General features: G+C 47.6%; 18 protein-coding genes and 1 pseudogene. 16 read left to right on the forward strand and 3 right to left on the reverse strand.

Going from position 1 to position 25,052, the window contains the following annotated elements:
* Positions 1 to 50 precede the first annotated feature (50 nt).
* On the forward strand, positions 51 to 656 hold the full coding sequence (locus tag ABEA66_RS13925) for a DUF2087 domain-containing protein (protein WP_079909462.1): 606 nt from the start codon (positions 51 to 53) through the stop codon (positions 654 to 656).
* Between the two features lie 58 nt (positions 657 to 714).
* Here ABEA66_RS13925 and ABEA66_RS13930 read toward each other — a convergent pair whose 3' ends face one another.
* The gene (locus ABEA66_RS13930; RefSeq protein ID WP_345588095.1) at positions 715 to 1,716 is read right to left on the reverse strand and encodes a hydroxyacid dehydrogenase; all 1,002 of its coding nucleotides are present in this window, start codon (positions 1,714 to 1,716) and stop codon (positions 715 to 717) included.
* A 227-nt stretch (positions 1,717 to 1,943) separates the two neighbouring features.
* On the opposite strand from ABEA66_RS13930, the gene ABEA66_RS13935 reads away from it, so the two are divergent.
* Both ABEA66_RS13935 and ABEA66_RS13940 read left to right on the forward strand, forming a co-directional pair.
* Positions 1,944 to 2,906 carry a DUF3895 domain-containing protein gene (locus tag ABEA66_RS13935; RefSeq protein ID WP_345588097.1) on the forward strand — a complete coding sequence of 321 codons (963 nt, stop codon included), beginning with the start codon at positions 1,944 to 1,946 and terminating at the stop codon, positions 2,904 to 2,906.
* 767 nt (positions 2,907 to 3,673) lie between these two features.
* Positions 3,674 to 4,417 carry a DUF975 family protein gene (locus ABEA66_RS13940; protein ID WP_079909465.1) on the forward strand — a complete coding sequence of 248 codons (744 nt, stop codon included), beginning with the start codon at positions 3,674 to 3,676 and terminating at the stop codon, positions 4,415 to 4,417.
* A gap of 85 nt (positions 4,418 to 4,502) precedes the next feature.
* Here the strand turns inward: ABEA66_RS13940 and ABEA66_RS13945 are convergent, their stop codons facing one another.
* Positions 4,503 to 5,369, reverse strand: a complete 867-nt coding sequence (locus tag ABEA66_RS13945; protein WP_345589288.1) for a LysR family transcriptional regulator — start codon at positions 5,367 to 5,369, stop codon at positions 4,503 to 4,505.
* Positions 5,370 to 5,504: 135 nt separating this feature from the next.
* Between ABEA66_RS13945 and ABEA66_RS13950 the strand changes: the two genes are divergently transcribed.
* The 11 genes and pseudogenes from ABEA66_RS13950 to ABEA66_RS13995 all read left to right on the forward strand — a co-directional run bounded on the left by ABEA66_RS13950 (position 5,505) and on the right by ABEA66_RS13995 (position 21,384).
* Complete coding sequence (locus tag ABEA66_RS13950; RefSeq protein ID WP_345588104.1) at positions 5,505 to 6,494, forward strand: zinc-binding dehydrogenase; 990 nt, start codon at positions 5,505 to 5,507, stop codon at positions 6,492 to 6,494.
* 477 nt (positions 6,495 to 6,971) lie between these two features.
* A complete protein-coding gene (locus tag ABEA66_RS13955) occupies positions 6,972 to 8,732 on the forward strand; it encodes an ABC transporter ATP-binding protein (protein WP_345588106.1) in 1,761 nt (586 codons plus the stop codon).
* A gap of 128 nt (positions 8,733 to 8,860) precedes the next feature.
* Positions 8,861 to 10,816 (forward strand): ABC transporter ATP-binding protein, encoded by a 1,956-nt coding sequence (locus tag ABEA66_RS13960; RefSeq protein WP_345589290.1) that lies wholly within the window; start codon positions 8,861 to 8,863, stop codon positions 10,814 to 10,816.
* Between the two features lie 350 nt (positions 10,817 to 11,166).
* Positions 11,167 to 11,862 carry a hypothetical protein gene (locus ABEA66_RS13965; RefSeq protein ID WP_345588108.1) on the forward strand — a complete coding sequence of 232 codons (696 nt, stop codon included), beginning with the start codon at positions 11,167 to 11,169 and terminating at the stop codon, positions 11,860 to 11,862.
* Between the two features lie 19 nt (positions 11,863 to 11,881).
* Positions 11,882 to 11,971 (forward strand): annotated as a pseudogene (locus ABEA66_RS36345) (hypothetical protein); the annotation flags it as partial.
* A gap of 18 nt (positions 11,972 to 11,989) precedes the next feature.
* A complete protein-coding gene (locus ABEA66_RS13970) occupies positions 11,990 to 12,328 on the forward strand; it encodes a hypothetical protein (RefSeq protein ID WP_345588110.1) in 339 nt (112 codons plus the stop codon).
* 97 nt (positions 12,329 to 12,425) lie between these two features.
* Complete coding sequence (locus tag ABEA66_RS13975) at positions 12,426 to 16,898, forward strand: DEAD/DEAH box helicase (RefSeq protein ID WP_345588112.1); 4,473 nt, start codon at positions 12,426 to 12,428, stop codon at positions 16,896 to 16,898.
* Between the two features lie 132 nt (positions 16,899 to 17,030).
* A complete protein-coding gene (locus ABEA66_RS13980) occupies positions 17,031 to 17,369 on the forward strand; it encodes a helix-turn-helix domain-containing protein (RefSeq protein WP_192704190.1) in 339 nt (112 codons plus the stop codon).
* Between the two features lie 5 nt (positions 17,370 to 17,374).
* A complete protein-coding gene (locus ABEA66_RS13985) occupies positions 17,375 to 18,061 on the forward strand; it encodes an ImmA/IrrE family metallo-endopeptidase (protein ID WP_345588115.1) in 687 nt (228 codons plus the stop codon).
* A gap of 83 nt (positions 18,062 to 18,144) precedes the next feature.
* A complete protein-coding gene (locus ABEA66_RS13990) occupies positions 18,145 to 20,487 on the forward strand; it encodes a PHP domain-containing protein (protein ID WP_345588117.1) in 2,343 nt (780 codons plus the stop codon).
* A 189-nt stretch (positions 20,488 to 20,676) separates the two neighbouring features.
* A complete protein-coding gene (locus ABEA66_RS13995) occupies positions 20,677 to 21,384 on the forward strand; it encodes a YoaK family protein (RefSeq protein ID WP_345588119.1) in 708 nt (235 codons plus the stop codon).
* Between the two features lie 144 nt (positions 21,385 to 21,528).
* Here ABEA66_RS13995 and ABEA66_RS14000 read toward each other — a convergent pair whose 3' ends face one another.
* Complete coding sequence (locus ABEA66_RS14000) at positions 21,529 to 22,551, reverse strand: HoxN/HupN/NixA family nickel/cobalt transporter (RefSeq protein WP_345588121.1); 1,023 nt, start codon at positions 22,549 to 22,551, stop codon at positions 21,529 to 21,531.
* Between the two features lie 195 nt (positions 22,552 to 22,746).
* On the opposite strand from ABEA66_RS14000, the gene ABEA66_RS14005 reads away from it, so the two are divergent.
* Together ABEA66_RS14005 and ABEA66_RS14010 are read left to right on the forward strand one after the other, a co-directional pair.
* The gene (locus ABEA66_RS14005) at positions 22,747 to 23,814 is read left to right on the forward strand and encodes an FUSC family protein (RefSeq protein ID WP_079909475.1); all 1,068 of its coding nucleotides are present in this window, start codon (positions 22,747 to 22,749) and stop codon (positions 23,812 to 23,814) included.
* A gap of 180 nt (positions 23,815 to 23,994) precedes the next feature.
* Positions 23,995 to 24,765, forward strand: coding sequence for an AAC(3) family N-acetyltransferase (locus tag ABEA66_RS14010; protein WP_345588124.1), 771 nt, complete (start codon positions 23,995 to 23,997; stop codon positions 24,763 to 24,765).
* The last annotated feature ends 287 nt before the right edge of the window (positions 24,766 to 25,052 follow it).

The raw sequence follows: 25,052 nt of genomic DNA on the forward strand, positions 1-25,052 counted from the left end.
AATCAATATCTAATTAGATGAATATTTAAATTAAAAGGTGTGATACTAGGATGCAGTTAGATAAGCTCGTCACTTACCACAAGGCACTTGCAGATCCTACGCGTATCAAGATGCTGCTCCTGCTTGCGGATGGGGAGTTGAACGGCCAAGTACTGGCCGAGAAATGCTTCTTATCGGCGGCTACGATTACTCATCATGCAGCCAAGCTGAGAGAAGCGGGATTGATCAATGAGCGAAGAGATAAGAATACGATTTACTTCTCCCTCAATCATTACTTTATCAAAAGCAATGCAATGGCAACGGTCGACTTCATTTATAAGAAACAGACGGGAACAGGAGGGACGGAACCTATGGATGAGAAAAACAAGCGTTTGGCGGCTTCGGTGATCAAAAATTTTATGACCTCCGATGGAAGATTGAAGCATATCCCGGCACAGCTAAAGAAAAAGCTGATCGTACTTGAGCATTTGGTGCTTCAGTTAGAGCAGGGGCGCCGGTATTCGGAGAAAGAAGTGAATGAATTTATTAAAACGTATCACGATGATTTTGCTACGATCCGCAGAGAGTTTATTATGCATCAATTTTTATATAGAGAAAATGAGGTCTACGAAGTGAATCCGCGTGAGCTGTGGGCTCGGTGGGAGACGCTCGCATAAGGACAGAGGAGCTGTAAAGAAACCGGATGCCCTGCAAAGTGCACCCGGTTCTATTCTGTCAGGCCATGGTTTCCAGCATTGGCAGCGTAACTTGATATTGAAGCGCTTCCTGATGCAAGTAACGTCGAAACTCTTCTACAATATATTGCGCCATGCGTGTGACTTCAGACGGGTTGCTTCCCGCGATATGAGGGGTTAATATCACATTATCCAGCTGCAACAGTTCACTGTCCGGCCGAACAGGCTCGGGATAAGTGACATCCAGCACCGCGGTTCTGGTCGGCACATCCCGTAGGGCCCGGGCTAAATCTTCCTCAACGACCTGCAGGCCCCGTGCAGTGTTGATGAAGGTTGCGTTGGGGAGCATGAGGTCAAAATGCTCTTTATTTAGCATACCGACCGTTGCCGGGAGGTTAGCCAAATGATTCGAGATGGTGTGGCATTCAGAGAATATTGCGGTGAGCTCTTTCTTTTGAACCCCTAGCTTATGTGCCGCAGCTTCGGGCAAAAAAGGATCAAACACATCGATGTTCACCTGATAGGGCTTTAACAGCTCAATGACCTTCTTACCTATCATGCCGGCACCAAGAATTCCGACGCGGGCATTCCAATTACCGGGGAAGGTCTTGGCATATATCGAGGCTTCGCGTCTATTCGATTTGCACATCCGGGCGCTTTGATAAAAGCCCTTATTGGCCAGCACAATCTGTGCCGCCGTATATTCGGCAACCGGAACGGCGTTAGCGGCCCATGCACTCACTACAGTAACATTTTGATGGAGAAAAGGTCTTGCAAAAGACTGTACACTGCCCGCTGCATAAAATAGCGCTTTCAAATTAGGTAGGTAATGCTGAATTTCTTCGCGGGTCAGCAAGGACATCCCCCAAGTAGAAAAAGCGACTTCGATCGTTCTCAAAGCCGCAGCATGCTCCTCCAAATTGTCCTTGTGAATGATGGCCGGATAGAAATCCGCCAATGTGCGAAGTTCCTCCTGAATGTGACTGTTATATACCCCGTGGATTCTTGCTTCGTTTCCTATAAATATAGCTCGCTTCTTCACTTCATCCCACCGCCCTAGAAATACGTATGGTCACAAGAGGCTGGTCGTAGCTGCTATCTAACCCTGATTATACATCAGAATGTCGGAATAGTATCGGTCATGTGAGCTATTTATTTTGGAAAATAGGTACGTATCGCAAACTTCCCCCAATACATCGTTCTCTTTTGTTATAATGGAAGAAACTAGAGCAGAATGTAATTTTGACTTACAGGTAAGGATGTGTAGCGATGATGAAGATTTATACCGTGGAGGAAAGGGATTCGCTTCTGACCAGACTGAATGACCGGCAAAGGCGGTATTTGCACGAGGATATGCTGAGAGGACGGCGAACGGTTTTTGCGAACGTAATGTCCCGTCAAAAAGGATATTTTATTCCTGAAGGCGCTTCGTTCGAGGATATTGAACAGTTATTAACTTCATGGGTCTATGTGAATTATATCGATGCGGGTCATGTAACTTCCGAGTTGAAATGTGAATGCGGAAGAGCCTTGAGGTACCAGCATATTGTGCAAAATAAAGAAGATGGAACCATCAAGAAGTTCGGTATCGATCATTTGCAGCTGCACACCGGAATTGACGCCAAAATTGTGGCAGAAATCTTAAAAGGCTTTGACGCGATAGACTTCGAGCTGGACGAGCTTCTAGCCAAAGTGGAGAACGGGTGGACCATTGAACAGGAACGCCTTCCCGACTTGCAGGAGCTTGAGCTTCCGAAGGATATACAAACCCATCTGGAGCTTGAGCTGCCCTTGCTGGCACGCCAAGTAGCCCGCCTTCGCAGGCTGGCTAATGAGCAAATCGTGTCCAGAAGCATGCAAACAGCAAAGAAAGACATTTCCCACGTGCCGCCTCAGGCAGAGGATGACATTATTCAACTTGATCTATTTGCCATGGAGGAGGCATCACCTGAAGCAGCTGTCAAGAACAGTGCGGTTGGCTCGGGTTTCACAGACCAGTTGACAGACGAGCAGAAGCTGGCGATATTGAAAATGCTGCAGGAGGGGGTATCCAGCGCACGCACCTTATGCGAGCTGCTGATCAAGCATCATGGCGCCTCGGGACAACGGTTCGAGTATTCGATGACCCAAAAGCCGCAAATCTACCCGATTGTCTGCATGTTCGTAGATTCTTGCAGCAATGCGGTACTGGTCCGCGGCAATCAGGAAGACCGGTTTTATGAATGGGTTTGACCGGTTGCCCTTACGTAATTTATTGTTAGGCTTGAACCAGCAGCTGTTCGTCCTTGCATGAACCTCCCGGAGCTTTGAACCCTAGCGTACAAACAGTTCTCATCGTTGTACATGATTCCAGTCATGTACATTTTTTGTTTAGTACGGATACTAAGTCCGTTCTCAGAGTTCCAATCGGGCTACCACTGATTTCCGTCGACGGCAACCCCCCATGTCAATGGGATATAGGTCACGTCTTGGAGCTTTCCTGGAAAATAGTTAACAAATGTTGGATAACTCGTTATACTTAGAAAGGTCAGTTCGTTGCGAAAATTCCTGATAATGGACAATTCATGTACATAACGGACAATAGGTGGGAGGCGGCCAGATCAGCGTTCTGAGGCTTCAATCAACATAGGCGTGATGAATGACCTAAACAATCGTGACTCTGGTCCCTGTGGTTATGGAGCTGACATCGTTATAATGACAACGAACTTGTAAAAAAAGGAGGATAATGGATTTGAAAGGAAGGCAGCAAGAGGCTTGTATCCTTTACTTTTGGCAGGTGAAACGATGGTGCCTTAGTGGAATCCCGGCGAATGCTTGAGTTCTACGCCTTCCTTCGGGGGCATAACATGATAGTCGGGGCCGAACATTCTTATAGGGGACAAGGAAAGCCGAATGGCACTGAACGATAGATCGGCAACCGGAATCTTACATGCCTGAGATTTGCTAGGGGATAACCACCCCTGACTAATGACATTATGAAAAGGGAGGAGACTGCAGGGATGTGGACTCGCAAACAACTGAAAGACAGAGCAAAGAACGTACTTAGAACTTCGTATTGGAAGGCGTTTCTAGCCAGCCTCCTGCTGGGCGTTGTAACCGGCGGACTTCCAAGTTGTTCATTCAATGGCGGAGGAAGCGGGAAAAATCAGGATTTTCCTTTCTTTTCCGGAAATCTTGGCGATGAATTTGACGGCTTCATGTATGCTATTCTGGTTGGTATTATTGTGGTTGCTATTATCGTAGTTCTCATTTCGATAGCTCTTCGAATTTTCGTTTGTAATCCTTTAGAGGTGGGCATACGGAAATATTTCACGCAGTCGGCCCGAGAGGATGTCAACATGAACTACATGGGCTACGGCTTTTCGAAAGGGAACTACGTTGTCATCATGAAAGCGATGCTTTGGCGCATGTTCCTTAACTTCCTCTGGTACCTGCTGCTCATTATTCCGGGTATCGTGAAATACTACGCTTATAGTATGACACCGTACCTGTTGGCAGATCAGCCTCATCTCGGAACCAAGCGTGCTGTAGAGCTGAGCAACAGGATGACGAGAGGCCACAAATGGAGAATGTTCGTATTGGACCTTTCCTTCCTCGGCTGGTACCTCTTGGGGACGATCGCCTTGTTCATCGGGGTATTATTCGTTCTGCCTTATGTGAATGCCACGCAGGCGGAACTGTATTTGGAGCTTCGCCAGCGGGCCATGGATGATGGAATCATCGATAGATCGGAACTGGAGTAAGGAAAGAAGCTGTCGAGCGATCGGCAGCTTTTTTTGCACTCTAAAATATCTAAATTTTTGGGGTCTGATGGACCAGCCCTGATCGTCAATTAAGAAACTTTGATGACTCAATGAATTGAACAAATTTTAGCAGCGCGCTGGTGTATACCGATTCCTGCTTATACACAAACCAAACCTGCAATTCCCGATACCCTTCGGGAAGGCGGTGGGAAGCGATCAAGCCTGCCTCTTCCGCTTTGGAAATCGATGATTTTGGCAACAAAGACACACCGAGGCCAGAAGATACCCCGTTTAGAATGACCTCCAGCGTTCCAAACTCCATAATGTTTATGGAGGTCAATCCGCTTTCCCTTAGAAAATGCTCAGCCTTTGCTCGATGAGAGCAGCCGACGTCAAAGAACAGCATTGGTTTGGTAAGCAAAACATGGACGTCATGGTTCCCCGGTTCCGAAATAAGCACCAATTCATCTGTATAAACGGCAACATGCTCTATTTCTGCCAAGTCGACGGGTCCGTACACAAACGCACCATCAAGATCAAATTTAAGCACTTTCTGCAGAAGGCTGTGAGTTTCCCCTGTAATAAGCGAAAGATGAACATCGGGGAAATAGGAGTGATACTCGGTCAATAATGGGGCCAGGTGAGAGGCCGCTGCCGTTTCAATGGAACCTAACCGCAAGGGGCCGGTGGGATGCTCCGAGTATTGTGTTGATTTTATTGCTTCGTCCATTAAAGACAAAATTTGATCTGCATATTTCAATAAATTTTCGCCGGCAGGTGTCAGCGTCATTCCCCGATTGGACCGGTGAAAAAGGGGGACTTTCAACTGATTCTCAAGATCCTGTATCCGGGTGGTTACATTTGATTGAACGTAGTTCAAGATTTTAGCGGCCTTTGTAATACTGCCTTCACGAGCGACAGTTTGAAATATTTTCAAATCACTGATTTCCATTTCCATATCACCTGCTTGGTATGACCATTTTTGATAGTCACATTCGCTTTTGATCATTTTACAGGATTTTATCCTCCCATTACAATTTTTTTGTGGGTCTTCAGAATAAGATTCAGATGTGAGGGAGGAATAGAGATGAAAGCAATCGTACATTCCGGCCAAAGAGGCTTGAACGGATTAGCTTATAAAGACGTTATTGAAAGACAGCCTGGATATGGGGAAGTAAAAGTAATGCTGAAATCAGCCGGCTTGAACCATCGGGATTTGTTCGTTATGGAAGGCCGAGGAGAGCAGGATGCTCCCCTGATTATCGGTTCGGATGGAGCCGGCAGGATTGTAGAGATAGGCGAAGGTGTAACTGGTCTTACAGTGGGTTCTGAAGTGATGATAAATCCGTGTATCGGGTGGGAATCCCCAAATGAAGTTCCTTCGGTTCCATCTATTGTTGGCGGGCCGTCGGATGGCACGTTCGCGGAGTACATCATCCTTCCTTCCCGAAATGTGTTCATTAAGCCGGCGTACCTGTCATGGGAAGAAGCAGGCGTCCTGCCTTTGTCGGCCTTGACAGCCTATAGGGCATTGTTTACTAAAGGACAGCTTCGGCAGGGAGAGCATGTTCTTATTCCCGGCATTGGAGGCGGGGTAGCAACCTTTGCGATGCTCATGGCATTAGCGGCAGGGGCAAGAGTCAGTGTCACATCACGACATGAAGAGAAAAGACAAGCCGCCCTCGCACAAGGGGCTCATTTTGCGTTCGATACCCATAGCAACTGGAAGGAAAGGATGAACGGACGCACCGTGGATCTCATTCTTGATAGCATCGGACCTGCAACGTTTCCCAAATACTTTGATGTCATAAAACCAAACGGCCGGATCGTGACATTTGGAGCAAGCTCGGGGGATCGGATAGAACTTCCAATCCGTGACATTTTCTTCCCCCAAATCAGTATCATCGGCACCTCCATGGGAAGCAGGGAAGAGTTTGCGGATATGCTGAAATTCATGGAACAGCATTCGCTTCACCCGATTATTGATCGAGTCTATCCTTTACAAGACATGCTTCAGGCCTTTCACCGAATGCAGCAAGGGGAACAGCTGGGCAATATTTCGATAAAAATAGAGTAAGTTGTATATAAAAACACGAGTCTGTCAGTGCATGCCAAAATGGCTTTCGTGGTTCGATATTCCAGGCATTATGGAGTGACTGATCACTCAACAAGAAAATTTGATTATAATCAATTTATCGACTTGGTTCTCATTGACAGGGGTTAGCGAGGCATGCTAACGTTCTTGGTGTGCCCTGAAAATTCCAATTGAAGAAAGGAGAGGCTTCCATGTTCCCAAATGCATATCGGATCAAAAGGTATCACGGAACGATTGCATATGACAGATATGGCCTCCCCAGCGACTGAGCGACAACGAAGAGCGAGCGGATTCATGGTATGCTCTATTCATAGCTCGCGCCGGCCATTCTACCTTCTAGCGTAGTGTGCGCTTGGCGTCGAAACGATAAGCACATTGCCCGCGGGTAGTGTGCTTATTTATTTGGTTGCGGGCATACAATTGGGATGTTGCGGGGTAGGGAGAGGAGAGAAAAGGACCATGTTTTCAATCATGACCAAACTGGGCTGGTTTTTCCGGCAGGAGTGGAAACGGTATTCCATAGCCATCGTTTTGCTTGTAATTGCAGGAATTCTGGAAATCATTCCGCCGATGCTGGTTGGACGTTCGATTGATGCGATTGGCCTCGGACATATGACCTGGGGTTATATTGTGAATACGTTATTTTGGCTGGTTGTCATCACGATAGCGGCTTATATCATTTCTTATATATGGGGATATAAGCTGTTCGGAGGAGCGTTTGTCGTAGAGAAAATCATGAGAGGACGCTTGATGCGTCATTTTCTGAAAATGACACCGACCTTCTACGAAAACAATCGTACGGGAGACTTGATGGCCCGAGCAACGAACGATCTCCAGGCATTAGCACAAACAGCGGGGTTCGGAATTTTGACCTTGCTGGATTCTACGCTTTGGATGGGGACGCTGCTTGTTACGATGACGTTCTTCGTCTCCTGGAAGCTGACACTGGCTGCAGTGATTCCGCTGCCCATCATGGCTGTGCTGGTCAGTTACTATGGCGGCTGGATACATAAAAGGTATATGGCTGCCCAGAATGCTTTCGGAGATATGAACGAAGGAGTGCTTGAGACCATTTCGGGAATTCGGGTCATCAGGGCTTATACGCAGGAGCGAGCGGCCGAGCAGCGATTTGCTGCCGTCACGCAGGACGTTCTGGATAAAAACCTGGCCGTCGTTCGTATAGATTCCCTGTTCGACCCAACGATCAAGATTCTTGTCGGCATCAGCTATATGACGGGGTTAGGTTATGGCGCCTACCTTGTGTTCCACAATGAGCTGACTATCGGCTCTCTTGTAGCCTTCAACGTGTACCTGGGAATGATGATTTGGCCGATGTTCGCGATCGGTGAATTAATCAATATTATGCAGCGGGGAAATGCCTCGTTAGATCGGGTTAATGAAACCCTGAGTTATGAACAGGACGTTAAGGAACCCGCTGACCCTGCGTGGCCGGAACATCCGGGAAGCATTGAGTTTCATCATGTGACCTTCCGGTATCCGTCGTCTTCCTTCAATAATCTGGAGGATGTCTCGTTCAGCCTGCCTTCCGGCCAAACGTTAGGAATCGTGGGACGTACCGGCAGCGGCAAATCAACATTGATCAAACAGCTGCTTCGAGAATATCCGACGGGAGAAGGGGACCTATTGGTCGCCGGAGTACCTATAGAACGAATTGGCATGGATCGGTTAAAGTCATGGATTGGATATGTTCCTCAGGAATCGTTCCTGTTCTCCCAGACCATTAGAGCCAATATGTATTTTGGCAACGAGCATGCTTCCGAGGAGGAACTGCAGGCTGCAATGACCGTCTCGGCATTCAGCAAGGATTTGAAGTTTCTTCCGGACGGCATGGACACTTTGGTAGGAGAGAAAGGGGTAGCGCTATCCGGCGGGCAAAAACAGCGTGTTTCGATGGCCCGCGCCTTGATTGCCAAGCCGCAAATTTTAATCCTCGATGATGCGATGTCAGCCGTAGACGCCCGTACTGAGGCGGAGATCATTGCCAATATTCATAAGGAGAGATCCGGTAAAACAACGATCATTGCCACTCATCGTTTGTCGGCCATACAGCACGCTAACCTTATTCTTGTGATGGATAACGGGCGAATTGTCGAACGTGGGACTCATGAGGAGCTGCTTAACAAAGACGGCTGGTACAAGGAACAATACGACCGCCAGCAGATAGAAGCGATTACGGAAGGAGAGGAGACAACCCAATGAGCGACGGAAGCGAAACCATAGATTATGATATTGACACCGAGGCCGGCTCTGTATCCAAGACCAACATCGTCAGAAGATTGGTAGCCTATGCGGTTCAATTCAAATTGCAGCTGATTCTCGCGCTGCTGATGCTGACGGTTGCCGTCGTGACCGATTTGGCCGGACCGCTTATCGCTAAGAGAATCATCGACCTGCATATTTCCGGTATCGAAAAGCCGTGGTATGAAACGGCAGATAGCGGAGAATACGCGGTATTATATGACGGGAAGCGGTATAAGCGATCCGACCATTTTGTAGAAGGGGAGCAGCGGGGCAACGAAGCGAGAGTGCTTCAAATTGACCGCGAGTATTACTTCATAGGCGGTCCTATAGCCTTTGACGGCGAACGGCAAGCCGTTAACGGGACGGTTCTTATTTCGAAAGGGACTGAGAGCAGCAGTTACCCGGGAAAGCAATTGAACCGGCAGGAGCAGTATAGCTTCTTTCGTCCAGAGATGGCGGGAATGCTGAAGCTGTGCTGGCTGTATATGGGCTTAACGGTTATTTCAGCGATTTTTACGTATGGTCAGCGTTATTTTCTTCAAAGCTCAGCCAATCGTATCATTCGCCGCATGAGGACCGACGTATTTGCCCAGCTTAACCGGCTGCCTATTCGTTATTTCGATAACTTGCCGGCGGGGAAAGTCGTTTCACGAGTGACGAACGATACGGAATCGATTCGGGATTTATATGTGAACGTTCTTGCCAACTTTACGACCGGCTTCATTCATATGCTTGGCATTTATGTGGCCTTATTTATACTGGACGTCCGTTTGGCAGCGATTTGCCTGTTTGTCATCCCTGCACTGATTATCTGGATTATCGTGTACGGCAAAATGGCGAAAACCTTCAACCGCATCATTCGTTCGACGGTGAGCGAAATTAATGGAATTATCAATGAATCCATACAAGGCATGACTATTATCAAGGCTTTTCGCAAGGAAAAGCGGGTGGAAGACCAATTTGAGCAGTACAATAACAAGCTGTTCCACGTTCAAAATAAGCTGCTGAGCTTAAATTCATGGACCGGATATAATTTGGTTGCCGTCATCCGGAACATCGCTTTAGTTGCCTTGATTTGGTATTTTGGCGGGGCTTCCCTGAATGGAGCGGCGGGAGCCGTATCCTTGGGAGTGCTTTATGCCTTCGTCGATTATCTAAACCGGTTGTTTCAACCCATGGTCAACATCGTAAACCAATTGCCGAACCTCGAGCGTGCACTTGTGTCATCGGAGCGGGTATTCAAGCTGGTAGATGAGGAGGGGGAAGACGTATCGGATCAGCAAGTGCTGCGTTATCAGGGGCATGTCCGATTCGACCAGGTATGGTTCTCCTACAAGAGCGGCGAGCCCGTGCTTAAAGGAATTACCTTTGAAGCCAAGCCGGGTCAGACTGTCGCGCTCGTCGGACACACAGGCTCGGGAAAAAGCTCGATTTTAAACCTCCTGTTCCGCTTTTATGACCCGGATAAGGGGAAGATCACGATTGACGGACAAGACACGAGGCAAATGCCGCGTCAAACGATGCGCAAGCATATGGGCATTGTCCTTCAGGATCCTTTTTTATTCTCGGGTACGATTGCTACGAACGTATCGCTTCATGACCCCGGCATTACCCGGGAAAGAATTCGTAAAGTGTTGCTTGATGTCGGTGCCGAATCTCTGCTGGAGCAATTGCCGCAAGGAATAGATGAACCGGTTATTGAAAAAGGCAGCACCTTGTCTGCCGGTCAGAGACAGCTGATCTCCTTTGCCCGGGCGCTGGCCTTTGACCCGGCCATCCTGATTCTGGATGAGGCAACCTCCAACATCGATACAGAGACAGAGACGGTCATCCAACAGGCGCTTGACGTAGTGAAGCAAGGGAGGACGACCTTCGTCATTGCCCACCGGCTATCCACGGTGAAGAATGCCGATCTGATCCTGGTACTGGATCGGGGCGAAATCGTAGAACGGGGAGACCATAATGAGCTGATGTCTCTTGGCGGCAGATATCGTCAAATGTATGAAATTCAGCAAGGCAAGCTTGTCGGAAGCAAAGCATAGCTTGTTTTGAGTTGAAAAACCTGTTTTGTGAGAACTATGCCACATATGGAGTTATTGGCAGTTGTTCAAGCTCTATTGGTTTTTCAATAGTCTCAGGATACGGGATTATTCCGGTATCCTTTTTTCTTTTTTGAAACGATGAATTCATGAGGAAAAACGAGAAAATGGGAACATATGTTTTCAGAAAATGCCGTTGGTTGGCCTAACAAAGCGAACATATTTCTATACAGCTTCTTGAAAACCGGCTAATTTGGAGTTTGATTGACGGTGGGATTATCCATATCATGGGAATTACCTGTTTGGATTGCTGATTGATCCAACTTGAGTTAATCAAGGAAAGTGGGGGTTCCATGACTGTCCTAACTGGAAAGCAAGCAACGGTTCCTATCGATTCTACTACACTCCAGAGCGTGTTAAACAAGAAGTTTCCTATGGATTCCAACCATATTATATCCTGGAACATCCGACCGATTGGCAAGGTAAAGCCGGAGAGTGAAGTGCATCGTATTCATTGCTCCTTTATGTCTGGCAGCGCCAGCTCACGGTGTACGGTAATTTTAAAAATTCTGAGACCAGATTCCAACAGGGCAGTTGAAGAGCATTATTATTATTGGAAGCGTGAAGCACTAGTGTACCAATCCGGCATCTTGGGGCATTTGCCTCTTTCAGTTCGTGCACCTTTGTGTTACCTGATTGAAGAACGTCACGACGGCAGTATATGGATTTGGCTGGAGGATATGGATGAGAAGCGATTGGATCAAGAATGGGCGGAGGAAGACCAGCTGCGCATAGCCTATGAGATTGGAAAATTCAACGGGGCATATGTAACATGCAATTCCCTCCCGACAGGTTCTTTTCTGTGCCGGAGCTGGATGGACTCTTGGGTACAAACCATTGAGGACTATTCGTTGGGCAGAGGAGAACAGGAAGCCATTTGGTATAAGCATAATTTGGAAGAAGTCAACCCTCATGTGAGTTGGGAACGGGTTCGTAACCGCCAGTTCAAGAATAAGGCCATTACTGGAGACACTGAGCGGTCTTCCTAGGGTATTTGCTCATCAGGATATCCATAGCGGTAACGTCTACATCGAGCATTCCAACGGGCAGAACAGGCTAGTTGTGATTGATTGGCAATTCGCGAGCCTATCGGGTGTCGGAGAAGAGTTGGGACGCATGTTTGGCCTTATGTTAAGGAAGCCTGCAGACCCGGCCAGGTATGATATTAAAAATATGAAAAATGCTTTAGTAGAGCATTACATGGCTGGCTTAAAAGAAGCCGGCTGGGACGGAGACGTTGCCTGTATTAAATACGGTTTTGCCGTATCCGCATCATTACGATTCGTCATGCTGATGGATAAGCTGCTCCGAGCCGTTGAAAAGCCGGATTACAGCGTAACCAAACGCGATCATCTGCTGACGGTGCTCCAGCTTATGCTAGATATGGCAGAAGAGGCATGGGAACTCAGGAGAAGCTTGATTCAAAGTACCTTGCCTTTAAGGATATGTCTGTGATGCTGGAAGCGGACTCAGTGGATAGACGTTAGGAGAGCATTCCTATATTTGGTATAATGATTGGTACCGATAGAGAATGCAAAAGTAGGTGACAGAGATGCGTGAACTGGAAGCGGCAGGCTTTCATCCGTTAATCACTCAATGGTTCAAGACGCAATATGGCCGTCCGACGGATGTTCAAATCCGTTCATGGAAGGCGATCCAATCGGGTATCAATACTTTGATAGCAGCACCGACGGGCTCCGGCAAAACTTTGGCCGCGCTGCTTCCTTGTCTAAGCCGTATTCTTCAAGACAAGGAGGAGGACCCGGCCGCCTCTGAGTCCCGCTATGTGAAGCTGCTCTATATTACGCCACTCAAGGCACTAAATAACGATATTCATCATCATGTAATCGGATATATCGCACAGCTTAAAAGTCTGGCGGAAGAACTGGGTGAGAGTTGGAAAGGGTTGTCCGTGGCAGTGCGTACAGGAGATACGACACAGAGCTCACGGGCAGCGATGCTCCGCAACCCGCCGGATGTACTGGTAACGACTCCGGAATCGCTCTACCTGCTGCTAACTTCTTCCAAGGCAAGGAACATGCTGAAGCATGTCCGATGGTGCATTGTCGATGAGATTCATGATTTGGCCGGCGACAGGAGAGGACTGCATCTATCGGTTACGCTGGAAAGATTGACCGAGTGGGTAGGCTCGTCCCCCCAGAGGATCGGCGTTTCGGCAACACAGAAGCCGATTGAGCTTGTGGCCAGATTTCTAGGAGGCTGGGAAGCGGAACAGACTGGGGCCAAGCAGCGTGAAGGAACAAGGAATACACGAACGATAGAAGCTGGAAGTTCTGGTGAAAAGGATGAAGTGTCCTTTAGTCCCCGGCCGGTGGAGATCATCGAAAGCCGGATGGACAAAGTGTTTCAGCTGAGAGTTACGCTTCCTCATAGGGCAACTATTATACATGATAAGCAGGAAACAATCTGGAAGCCATTGATTGAACACATCGTCAAGCTTATCGAAGGCAGCCGATCCACTCTAATCTTTGTTAATAATCGAAGATTGTGTGAACGGCTTACCTTGCGATTAAACGATCATATGGGCTATGAAATGGCCCGTTCCCATCACGGCAGTATCTCGAGAGAGCAAAGGCTTGAAGTCGAGAGGGCGCTTAAGGAGGGGGAGCTCCAATGCCTGGTGGCTACCTCTTCCTTGGAATTGGGAATCGACGTAGGGCATATTGATCTGGTGCTGCAGATCGATTCTCCCAAAAGCGCCGCAGCAGGAATTCAACGCGTTGGCCGCGCGGGACATTCCGTCGGCGACCGAAGCTGCGGAATTATTATAGCGAGGAGCAGAGGGCAGCTGCCCGAGTGCGCCGTCCTTGCCCAAAACATTGTAAATCGGAACATAGAAAATATTCAGATTCCCCGTTACTCTCTTGACGTCTTATGCCAGCAAATGGCGGCCATGGTTGCGGCGGATGACTGGAATGTTGGCAGACTACATTTGCTTTTTAATCGCAGCTATGGCTATCACGGGTTCCCGATGAAACGCCTGAGGGAGATTCTCGAGGTCTTATCCGGGTACTATCCGTTTGTCCGACCACTAATTGACTGGGACCGGTCAACGGATCTATTGACAAGACGCAGCTCTACCGCTGTGTCTGCAATTATGGGCGCGGGGACGATTCCCCAAGGAAGCGATTATCCTGTCTATCACGCCCAAAGTCATATTCATCTGGGAGAGTTGGATGAACAATATATTTTTGAAAGCCGCGTCGGTGACGTATTTCAATTAGGAACAGACTCCTGGAGAATCCAGTCTATTCGGAACGATAGGGTGTATGTTGTGGAAGAGTCAGGCAATAAGCATAGCGAAATTCCGTTTTGGCGCGGCGAAGGGCAAGGAAGATCGGCTTCATTTTCAGCGGAAATCGGGCAATTCCTTGAGCAGCTTGACAAGCGATTGGATGAACACAACAAGCATGTAACCTTGGAATGGCTGATGAAGGATTACTATTTGGACGATACGGCTGCGGACGAGCTGCTGCAGCTGCTTCATTCCCAGAAGGCCGTCTCGGCGCTTCCCACACATCGCCGCATCGTTATCGAGCAGTTCCAGGATGAATACAAGCAGCATCGGCTTATTATCCACAGCTGGTTTGGCAGGAAATTTAACCGGACCTGGCAATTGGCTATCCAGGCTCATGCGGAACAGCATATTCCATATCGCATTTATGCGAATGCCAAGGATAACGGGATTGAATTTGTCATATCGGATGGAGGAAGCGGAGAGGCGCTTCGATTGCTGCCATTGCTTCGCGAAGTCACTTCAGATCGGCTCGAAGCTCTGCTGCAGCAGGCTATTCCGTCGTCGCCGCAGTTCGGAATCGCCTTCCGCAGATTAGCCGAGACCTCCTTGCTCTTATCCCGCAGCTTTAACCGGATGCCGTCATGGCAGAAGAGATTGCGGAGCGAAGAGCTTCTTAGGGAATCGCTGCCCTACGCGGAGACATTTCCATTTATTCGTGAAGCGCTGCGGATCTGCTTGCATGAAGATCTGGATGTTAACCATGTTCGTGAAGTGCTGAAACAGATGGAATCCGGTCAAATGGAAGTGATCGAGAGGCAAGCGGCATTTCCGTCCCCCTTTGCCGCGTTGTTCCTGGCAGACGTCATCCAAACTCAGATGTATGAATCCGATACGCTAAGCAGGGATATCCAATCCAGATTGATCGGCTTAGATCGTTCGCTTGCAGGGCAGTGGTTTCCCAATGCATCCAATTCTAATGAAGGATTCGGGATAGAGCCGGTGGCCGAGAGTGTTCAGGAGGAGCAAGATCCTGTTAATGCAACGAGGCTCCTCGAACCGGACGAGCTGCTAAGGGATTTTAAACGCACCGGAGATATGTCGGCAGAAGAGCTCAGCAACCGGTTAGGTCCTCCATGGGAGGAACTGGTTAAGCAGCTGGAGTTGAGTAACAAAATAGTGCCGGTACGGCTGGGCCAACCTTCCGTAACCCGTTGGATTTGTACCGATGAGGCAGATACCTACTCCAAGCTGGGGGTAGATCCGCTTGCCGACCGATTTGTTGTCGCTCGCTACATTAATCGGCGCCAAACTATCACTGAGCAGGAAATACGGCAGCGATACGATCTGGATGACAAACGGCTGGAAGAAATCATTCGAGCCTTGGTAGATGAGAAGCGCATTGAGCCTCTGTCCGAATCCTATGAAGCTACAGGGAAGGTCTGGTTGAACCTTCAGGCAGATGCGCGCCATCATCTAAATCAAGCATTGGCTTTGCAAAAGAGAGCCGGCTCCATAGATCCGATAAGCTATTGTTTGAAGATGATGTCCTTCCAGCATCTTTTGCCGCATACCCGCTTGCAGGGCGAGAACGGTCTTCTGCAAGTGATTGGGAAGCTTCAGGGTTTTTATTTTCCCTTATCGCAGTGGGAAGCCTCGATTTTTCCTCAGCGGGTACACGATTATAAGAAAGACATGCTGGACCGATTGTGCGCGGCAGGAGAAATTGTGTGGCTGGCCCGAAAGCAGGAAGGGGAGAAGGAAGGCCGCGTAGCCTTCTTCCTGGCCGAGTCCAAGGAGCTTTACTGCCAGCTAATCGCGCATAATGAGCAGCAGTTAGGCAAACAGAATGAATTGGGAGCAGCTTCTCAAGCCTCTGAGGAACCTCGCAATAGTAACGAGCTGCTTCAGCTTCTTGAACGTAAGGGAGCCAGCTTCTTAAGCGCTTTAAGCCGTGAAGCCGGCCGTATCCCTTCGGAGCTGACCGCTGATCTGTTAGCTTTATCCTGGAGAGGTTTGGTCTCTAATGATCAGTTTGCTCCATTGAGATTGAATGGCGGAACGGCCAGCAAGGCAGTGAGGGGGAAGGGGTTCCAATCAGGGCTCGGACGCTGGTACCCTGTTAGCTCTTTAAAGGACGATAGCGGCTGCGACAAGCAGAAGGGGCTTCTGGCATGGATTCAGCATCTGCTGCAAAGCTACGGGCTGCTTACCAAGCCTATTGCGGATTTGCATCTGCCTTGGGAATGGGGAGAGATTTACTCTGCCTTGAAGCAGCTCGAAACCTGGGGGATGCTGACTCGGGGATTGTGGGTGAAAGAGATCCCGACATTACAATTTGCCTCCAAGGACCAGGTGGAGAATCTGCAAAGAAAAGAATGGAGCGGGGATTCAAGCCCCATCGTGCTTCCATCTATCGACCCTGCCAACCCCTTCGGAATCATCGTTGATTGGCCTGATAAGGAAGGCATAAGCTTCTCACGCAAAAAAGGGAACGACCTCGTCATCCATCAAGGTCGCTGGCTGCTCTGGTCAGAGAATCATGGAAAGCGAATATGTGCTATGGAAGATATTCCGGACAACGAACTTCCAGGTATAATCCGTTCCACTCTCGAAGGTTATTTGAAATCCTCGGCAGTACGCAAGCTTTCCATAGAAAAGTGGAACGGGCACCCCGTGCTTCAAACGGAACTGGCCGATGTGCTGTACAAGCTTGGCGCGGAAAGGGACCGGGAGTCTCTTGTCATTTGGCCCAGCTCATTAAGGTAACTCCAAGAGCATCTGCTCCGTGCAGGTGCTCCAATTCTTCTGTCATATAAGACAAACAGAGAAGTTAACGAATTTTGTTGACAAAATACTCAACATGGGCAATACTGGTAATAAAAAAGGGGTCAGGACATCATGAGCGAATTTGGCGAACGTTTGAGGCAACTGAGAAAGCAAAACAGAATAACGCAGAGAGAGCTGGCCGAGTGGGTCGGGATCGATTTTACTTACATCAGCAAGATTGAGAGCGGCACGATGGACCCTCCGGCTGAGGACAAGATTATTAAGATGGCGCATATTCTCCATGTTGAGGCGGACGAGCTTATTTTAGCCGCCAACAAGGTACCCAGCAGCTTTCAGAAGGTAATAACGCAAAATAAAGATGTTCCCGTATTTTTAAGAAAAGCATCTGAGCTTTCGCCCGCACAATGGAAGCAAATTAAAGATATCATCGGCGAAAACGAAAGGGGGTAGGAGCGTTGCAGGCAGCCCGATATATTTCTCTAGAGCAGATGGAAGAATTAACAGAGCGGATCTTAATGGATTATGGATTTGATCCTTATGATAAAATGATTCGGTCTGTACCGATTGAGGAAATTATCGAGTTTCATTTTGATTTAAACATCGGCTGGGAGCCGATTGATCACCTTGATCAGCAGGGGATGGTCATGGCGGCAATATTTCCAACAGAAAAGCAGATTGTGTTAAACGAGACGCATCGCGATTTATTCGAGGAGAAAATAGGAACCTATCATTTTACACTTGCTCATGAACTAGGCCATTGGGTGCTTCATGCTCAGGGAACTCCTTATTGGACGCGTTTGTCCAAGGCTAGGGTGGAGTTGTCCGTTGCCCATACCGCAGCCCCATTTTATTGCCGTAGTTTTGCCCAGAAGCCCATGGTGGAAGTGCAAGCCGATTTGTTTGCAGGATGTTTACTGATGCCTCGGCCTATTTTGGAGCGCGCGATTACGCAATTAAGAAGGATTGGACTCATTCAGTTGTCGCATCTGTATCGTTTGGCAGAAGGGCTCCGCGTATCCATATCCGCTCTGACGGTTCGTTTAACGCAAGCACAACTATTGAACATTGATTCCAATGGACGCATATACTTCTGGGGTGCGCAAGACAGAACGGAGCATGTACAGCTTTCGATGGAGTTCTAATTTCGTTACGTCTAAATGTTGAGTTGAATATCAACTCAAATTATATATTTTACATAAAGGCTGATCCATAGGAGGGAATAGCTGTGAACAAATCCAACAATCAGGGAAACAATAAAGCCATTGCGGCTTCAGAGTATGGACAAGCCACTCGAGTCGAATTCCGTTTATATACTGCGGATCATCGTGGAGAGCGCGGGATGCATTTCGATAGCTGCATTAAGCAAGCTACTGATCAGGGAACAAAGCGTATAGGCATTGTCGGTCGAGGTGAGGTACACTCCTTCATTGCAGCGGAGAAAATAGCCCGGCAAGAACAGCTTCATCTATTGTATGGGCTTGAATTGACGATATGGAGTGAGACCCAAGAAACATCCTGCATCTTCTATGTGTTAAATAAGACGGGGAAAAGGCATTTGTTTGAGCTTATATCGTCTCTCGACGGTCAACACTCTTCGCCAATTAGAAAAGATTGTTTAACCAAGAGTCGTGAAGGACTGCTTATCGCCAATACAGGACTGGATAATGAACTTATGAAGGCGGCTTTGACCAAAACGAAGGAGGAAGTCGAGGATGTTGCCGGATTTTACGACATTATCCAGCTTCATCCCATAACTGATGATAACCAATTCATAATTGACGGTGTTATCTATTCATTTGATCAGATTGAACAGGCACAAAGGAGGTTACTCGAAGCCGGGGAGCGGCTTAACAAGTGGGTTATTGCAGTAGGAAACGGAGAGCAATACGAATCTACTGAAGTAATGCTGAACAATTTTCAGCATCTTGGTCCAGAGAAAGCATTTGAGCTTGCCGTCACCAACACCTGCCAATTGGCTGCTCAATTCGAAGCGGTTGAGATAATCCCCAGACACCGGCTTTATCCAACATTGGAGGGAGAAGAAGCCCAGCTTCGTTCCTTATGTTATTCCTCTGCTGCAAGGATGTACGGGAGCAGCTTGCCGGACCCAGTCATTAGCCGCTTAGAGCTTGAACTGGGCGGGATTATCGACAACGGTTATGCATCCGCTTATTTGATTTCCGGCGACATAGCGAGGCATGCGAAGTCATGGGGTGACACCGTCACAGCGCGGGGCTCCGCGGGATCCTCCCTGGTTGCCTATTGTCTCGGATTAACGGAAATAAATCCCTTATTACCGCATTATCGTTGCAATGCATGCAGGCATAATGAGTGGGTACACGATGCTTCGGGCAATGGCGCGGATTTGCCGGATAAGGTTTGCCCCCGTTGCGGGGAAACTATGGTTGGGGACGGCCATGCTATCCCTTGTGAGATGTTTATGGGATTGTCTTATGATCGTCCTCCCAATATGGATTTGTATATCCCTCGACCTAGTCAGGCCCGAATTCTTCGGTTATTGGAAGAACAGTTTGGGAACGAACGAATTCTTTATGCGGGTACTCTTAACTATCATGGCATCTTTATTCTCCCTGCCAATAGGAAAGCTGAGGATTTAACTCCTGTTATTATAGATAAGTGTCAGGGTCAGATGAGGAAGACGAGTTATTTTGATTACAGGGAGTTGGAACCGGTGCTGTTTAAGCTGGATCTTCTGGAGCATCGTGATGCAGGATTCTTCACTTTAATGAGCAAGCTAACCGGCGTAGATCCGGCGATGATTCCAATGAATGATGTGAACGTCCTCAGTTTATTTCGTTCTTCCGAGGCCTTGGGCATCTGTTCACAGCAAAGACAGGCTGGAGCCGCCGTCTATGGCATCCCGGAGATGCAAGTGGATTTTGTTAGGGACATGCTGGGGGAGCTTCAGCCGACTACCTACAATGACCTATTACAAATTTGCGGCCTTTCGCATGGAAATGGGGCTTGGGAGGGGAATGCTCAAGAATTGCTAAGATCAAGCGACCTGAAGCTTCAGTCGGTCCTTGCGTTCAGGGAAGACGTTATGTCCAAGCTGATCGAATGGGGGATTCCCAAAGATCTGGCATATCGAATTACTGAGCATGTTCGCAGAGGGCAAGGAATTCCGGAGGATAAGCTTGAAGGATTAGCACAATATCCTATTCCCGTATGGTTCTTTGATGCATGCAAGAAAATCAAGTATTTGTTCCCAAAGGCTCAAGCTGCTATTTATGTGTGGGCTGCTATACGCTATGCCTATTACAAACTGAATCATCCTTTGGAATTTTATGCTGTTTATTTTACTATGAATGAACATTACTTCGATTTCGAGCTCTGTATGGGAGGATTGGAAGCAATAGAGATGAAGCTTCAGCAGTTGGAAAAGCAGCGTTTGTCTGATCCGGAGGCTATTAAGGAACCTATATTACTGGTTGCAGCAGAAATGCATGCCAGAGGAATGTGGTTTGGGAAAGACCCTGATACAGGCGGTTACATAGTCGAGAATAATCAACACCGGATTTCTATTCCAGTATCAGACCAGTTTTGAATAAGTTTTGAACATGCAGGAGCGGTTCATCTCGATTTTACGAATAAGCTGCTTTTTCCATTAAATTTCCTTCTAAATGAACTTGTGCAGTATGTTAGGACATGAACAGCCTTTTTTACAGTATGAGGAATATTGTGTTATGCTTTAATGAAACCAATGAACCTCTCGCTAGAAAGGAGCTGTATGGGAATGTCCACTTCCACCTATCGCCATATCATCATTCTACTGCTTTGTATGACAGCCGGGATTGTTGATGTCGTGGGTTATTTGGGCTTAGGCCATGTTTTTACAGCCAATATGACGGGCAATATAGTTTTGATGGGGTTATCCATTGGCCGTGTGGAAGGTCTTGCCGTTCTTCGGTCCGTTATTGCATTAGTAGGCTTTATTGCAGGCACGGCTTTAGCCGCACTTATTGTAAACAAAGATAAGACCCCCTCGCTATGGCCAAGGGCTGTCACAACCGCACTTAGCATCGAATGGATGATCCTTGTGGCATTTGCCATAACTTCCGGTTGGATTAGAGAAACGGATTCTGGCGTTTATTTCCTGATTATTCTTCTAAGCGTGGCTATGGGAATGCAAACCACGGCCGCAAGGCGACTCGGCATTGCCGGGATATCGACAACGGTACTTACAAATAATTTGGCGAATGTAATCGAGGACGGGATTCAGCAGCTGCGCTTATTGTTCGGCAGGGACACGAAGATGACGTTCAGTCAGGAATCCTTGCTGCGTCTGCTGGCTATTGTAATTTATTGTCTTGGCGCTATTATCGGGACTATTGCCGAAACTTCACATCCTCTTGCTATCATATGGGTACCTGTAGCCGTTCTTGCCGCTATTATTGTAACGGTAAGAATTCAGTTTCGGAATGAACCCGTAGTCTACAAGTAGCAGTGCATCGGGGAAAGTACATACTGGGTAAAAAATACCAAATCTCATCGGTGGGAACTACGGCTTTCCGTATGCTTATCAAGCAAATGTCGAAAAAAAGGACGATATCACTCGGGTAACCGAACGATGCCGTCCTTTCCTGTCTTATACAGCCTTATACCGGTGCTCTACTTTCATGACCTTCCATACGGTTACGGATAACAGCCATGCCAGTATGAATAAACCTACTAGCAGATAACCCAGATCTCCAAAATCCAACTCACCAATCCATGCAAAGAACGGGCCTTGCAGGTTGAATTTATCGGTTAATACTTGTATTAATTCGACCATTCCAATAATTAGCGCGGCAATGACAGAGACGGTCGTTACCGTTACGTTGTAATACAGCTTTCGAACAGGTGTTGTAAAAGCCCAGCGATAGGCCTTGGTCATGAACATTCCATCGGCCGTATCCATTAAGCTCATGCCGGCTGCAAATAACAGGGGAAGAGCAATGATCCCGAATACGGGTACTGATGTTTTGGCCGCACCGGCCGAGATAGCCAATAAACCGATTTCTGTTGCTGTGTCAAAGCCAAGACCAAACAGAAAGCCTAAAGGATACACATGCCAGCTCCGGCTAATGAACCGGAACATCGGTTTTAATAATCGGGAGAAAAAGCCTCTGGAGTCAAGAAGAGCCTCGAGCTGTTCTTCCAAAAATCGTCCTTGCCTTAGGGTTCGGAACACTCGAAGCAAATTCAACAAGATCATGAGATTGATCAATCCGATGATAACAAGAAACGCTCCCGATACGGTAGTTCCTATAAGCCCGCCGATCTCCTGCATTTGAGGCATCGCGTCCTGAGCCCACTTCATGGATAAAGCAATGATTAACACCATGAGAAATACAACAGAGGAGTGACCCAATGAAAAGTAAAAGCCGACCCCAAGAGGATTACGCTTTTGCTGAATCAGCTTACGAACTGTATTATCGATAGCCGCAATATGGTCTACATCAAACGCGTGCCTCAACCCAAAAGCATAAGCCAATAGCCCAAGACTCCAAAACGCAGCATCGCTGCGGGCGGCTGTCATAAGACCTGCAATACCTATAACATGCAGCGCCAAAATGACAAGATAATACCCTCCCCATGAGGCCTTGCTCTCCCAAATCTTCCGTAACATCCGCATTTTTCCTCCTGCTCCATGCCTTGTTTACCTCTTATTCAACCAACCCGTGCTACTCAATGTACAAATAGTAACACAAAATACGTTGATGTGAAGAGTTTTTTTTCTAAAATATTTAATAGGAAGCCTTTGCATCCTGGGCTTGGGCCGTGTAAGATAAGATGGATAACATGATAAGGAAGGAGAGGCTATGTGGTTTTCGGAGCACGCGTGTGGAAGACAGGAATTGCAGTGACCTTGGCATTATATCTTAGTGCTTTGTTAAACTTTACTCCTCCCGTTATTGCGGCAGTCGCAGCTATTTTTGCAATGCAGCCTTCGATCTACCGATCCTGGCGATATTTTTTGGAGCAGCTCCAAACCAATGTGCTTGGAGCGGCACTGGCGTTGCTTGCAGGAACGTTTTTTTCCAATAATGTGATCTCGATCGGGATTGTCTGTATTCTTGTCATCGTGATCTGTTTGAGGATGGGGTTGGAAGAAACAATCGGTCTTACATTAGTAACGGTAGTGGCCGTGATGGAAGCTTCTGGGGAATGGGAATTTGCAGTGAACCGCTTCTTATTAAGCCTCATTGGTATAGGGAGCGCCTTCTTAATCAATGTATTATTCTTCCCGCCCAAGCCGAAGGACCAGTTCGAAGCGCAAATTCATACTGTATTTAGCAAAATGTCACTTCTTCTTCGTACGGTCATTTCCGACGAAATCAAAGAGACAGTGTTCCGGGAAGAGAAGGGAGAACTGTCTAACTCCCTGCAGCTTTTGGCCGGCAAATATAAGCTTATGGAAGAAGAAGTCAAGAAGCTTAAGCGCGGCAAATTCAGCATGATTCGCCATCTGGTTATCTACAAGCAGATGCTTCGAACATTGTCCAAGGGTCTTGAGGTGCTGGACACGGTAGACGAACATTTTTTTCAGGCGAATCGGGGCCCGCAGACCGATGCCTTCTTCGACGGACACTTGGAGAAATTGATCAAGTACCACGAGCATGTGCTGCTCAAGTTTGATAACAAGCTTAAAGCGGACAGCTCGGAAGGTCTGGATATCGAGGCGGATAACGAACAGTTTATGTCTACGCTTATTGAACGTTATCAAGACCAGCCTTCGGGAATACTGCGGCTTTCGGTCGTGGCTGCAGCCATGTACGATTATGGTCATCAAGTCGCTCGTCTGGATAAGCTGCTGGAGCATTACCATCGCGGTGATTCCGATATGAAAGAGCCGATGGACCTTTTGCTAAAAAGCTTCAAAAGAAAATGAACCTAATGACAGAAGCTAACAGTGGAAGCTGTTGGCTTTTTTTTCCATGTGGGGCAAGTGAGCAGGCTGCAATTGGCGCAAACGCTCGCTTTGTTAATCGACTATCGAATGTAGTAAACTATTGAGAATATGCATGTGATGACTTAGATAACTTGAATCAACGAAAGGGGACTATATGCAGTGCATACGAAAGCCAGTTTAATGAACGATCTTGAAAGGATGGGCATTGATCCTAAAGGAACAACCCTGATGCATTCATCGATGAAAAGTATTGGAGCAGTTGAACAGGGGGCCGATACGGTACTCGATGCTTTGTCGGAATACATGAAGGATGGCCTGCTTGTGCTGCCGACGCATACATGGTCGTATATCAATGCAAGCAATCCGAAGTTTTACCTGGAGTCATCACCGTCTTGCGTCGGGATCCTGCCTGAGTTGTTCCGCAAGCGCCCGGGTGTGCTCCGTTCTTACCATCCTACCCATTCCGTAGCCGCACTCGGCAGGGATGCAGAGGAATTTGTGAAGGGTGATGAGCGCTTTGATACTCCGTGTCATCGGGAATCGGCATGGGGTAAGCTGCTCGATCGTGAAGCAACCATTATCCTTGTAGGGGTAGATTTACGCAGAAATACATTCATTCATGGGATTGAGGAATGGATGGACATTCCTGGACGCTTAACCGACGGGCATGAAGAGCTATTTACTGTGCTGGGTGACGGCACTGAAATCCGCGTACCATCCAGAAGGCACTGCGGCTTATCCTGGTCGATGCATTTCTGGAAAGTAGAAGACGTGCTGCTGGAGCATGGTGCAGTAAGAATGGGCAAGCTTGGTGATGCGGATGTTCGTATCTGTGACACGGTCAAACTGAATGAGATCCTGTCTCATATGCTGAGGATTAACCAGGAGTTGTTCTCGGATAACGAACCGCTGAGTGGAACTTATTTCTAAATCTTATTGACATTCTGTATGGGTGAATGCTTTCTTCGAACAGGATGAGATCGTTGTACTTCCTCTATTAAAATAGTAGGTGTTGTTGAAAAGGAGCCGAAAGATTCGCGCTCCTTTTTTTCAAGCGCTGATGCTGTTTCTGCTCCAGGATTGAATGAAACAAGCGATACCGTTTCCCAAATCCATACCGAGTAATCATTCAAGATAGATCAGTCTAGTTAGACTGCACATCTATCTTTTTTATTTGCATAAAAATTATATTTACATAGCGAACGTATGTGCTGTAT

The organism is Paenibacillus vulneris (assembly GCF_039543185.1).
Taxonomy (GTDB): Bacteria; Bacillota; Bacilli; order Paenibacillales; family NBRC-103111; genus Paenibacillus_S; species Paenibacillus_S vulneris.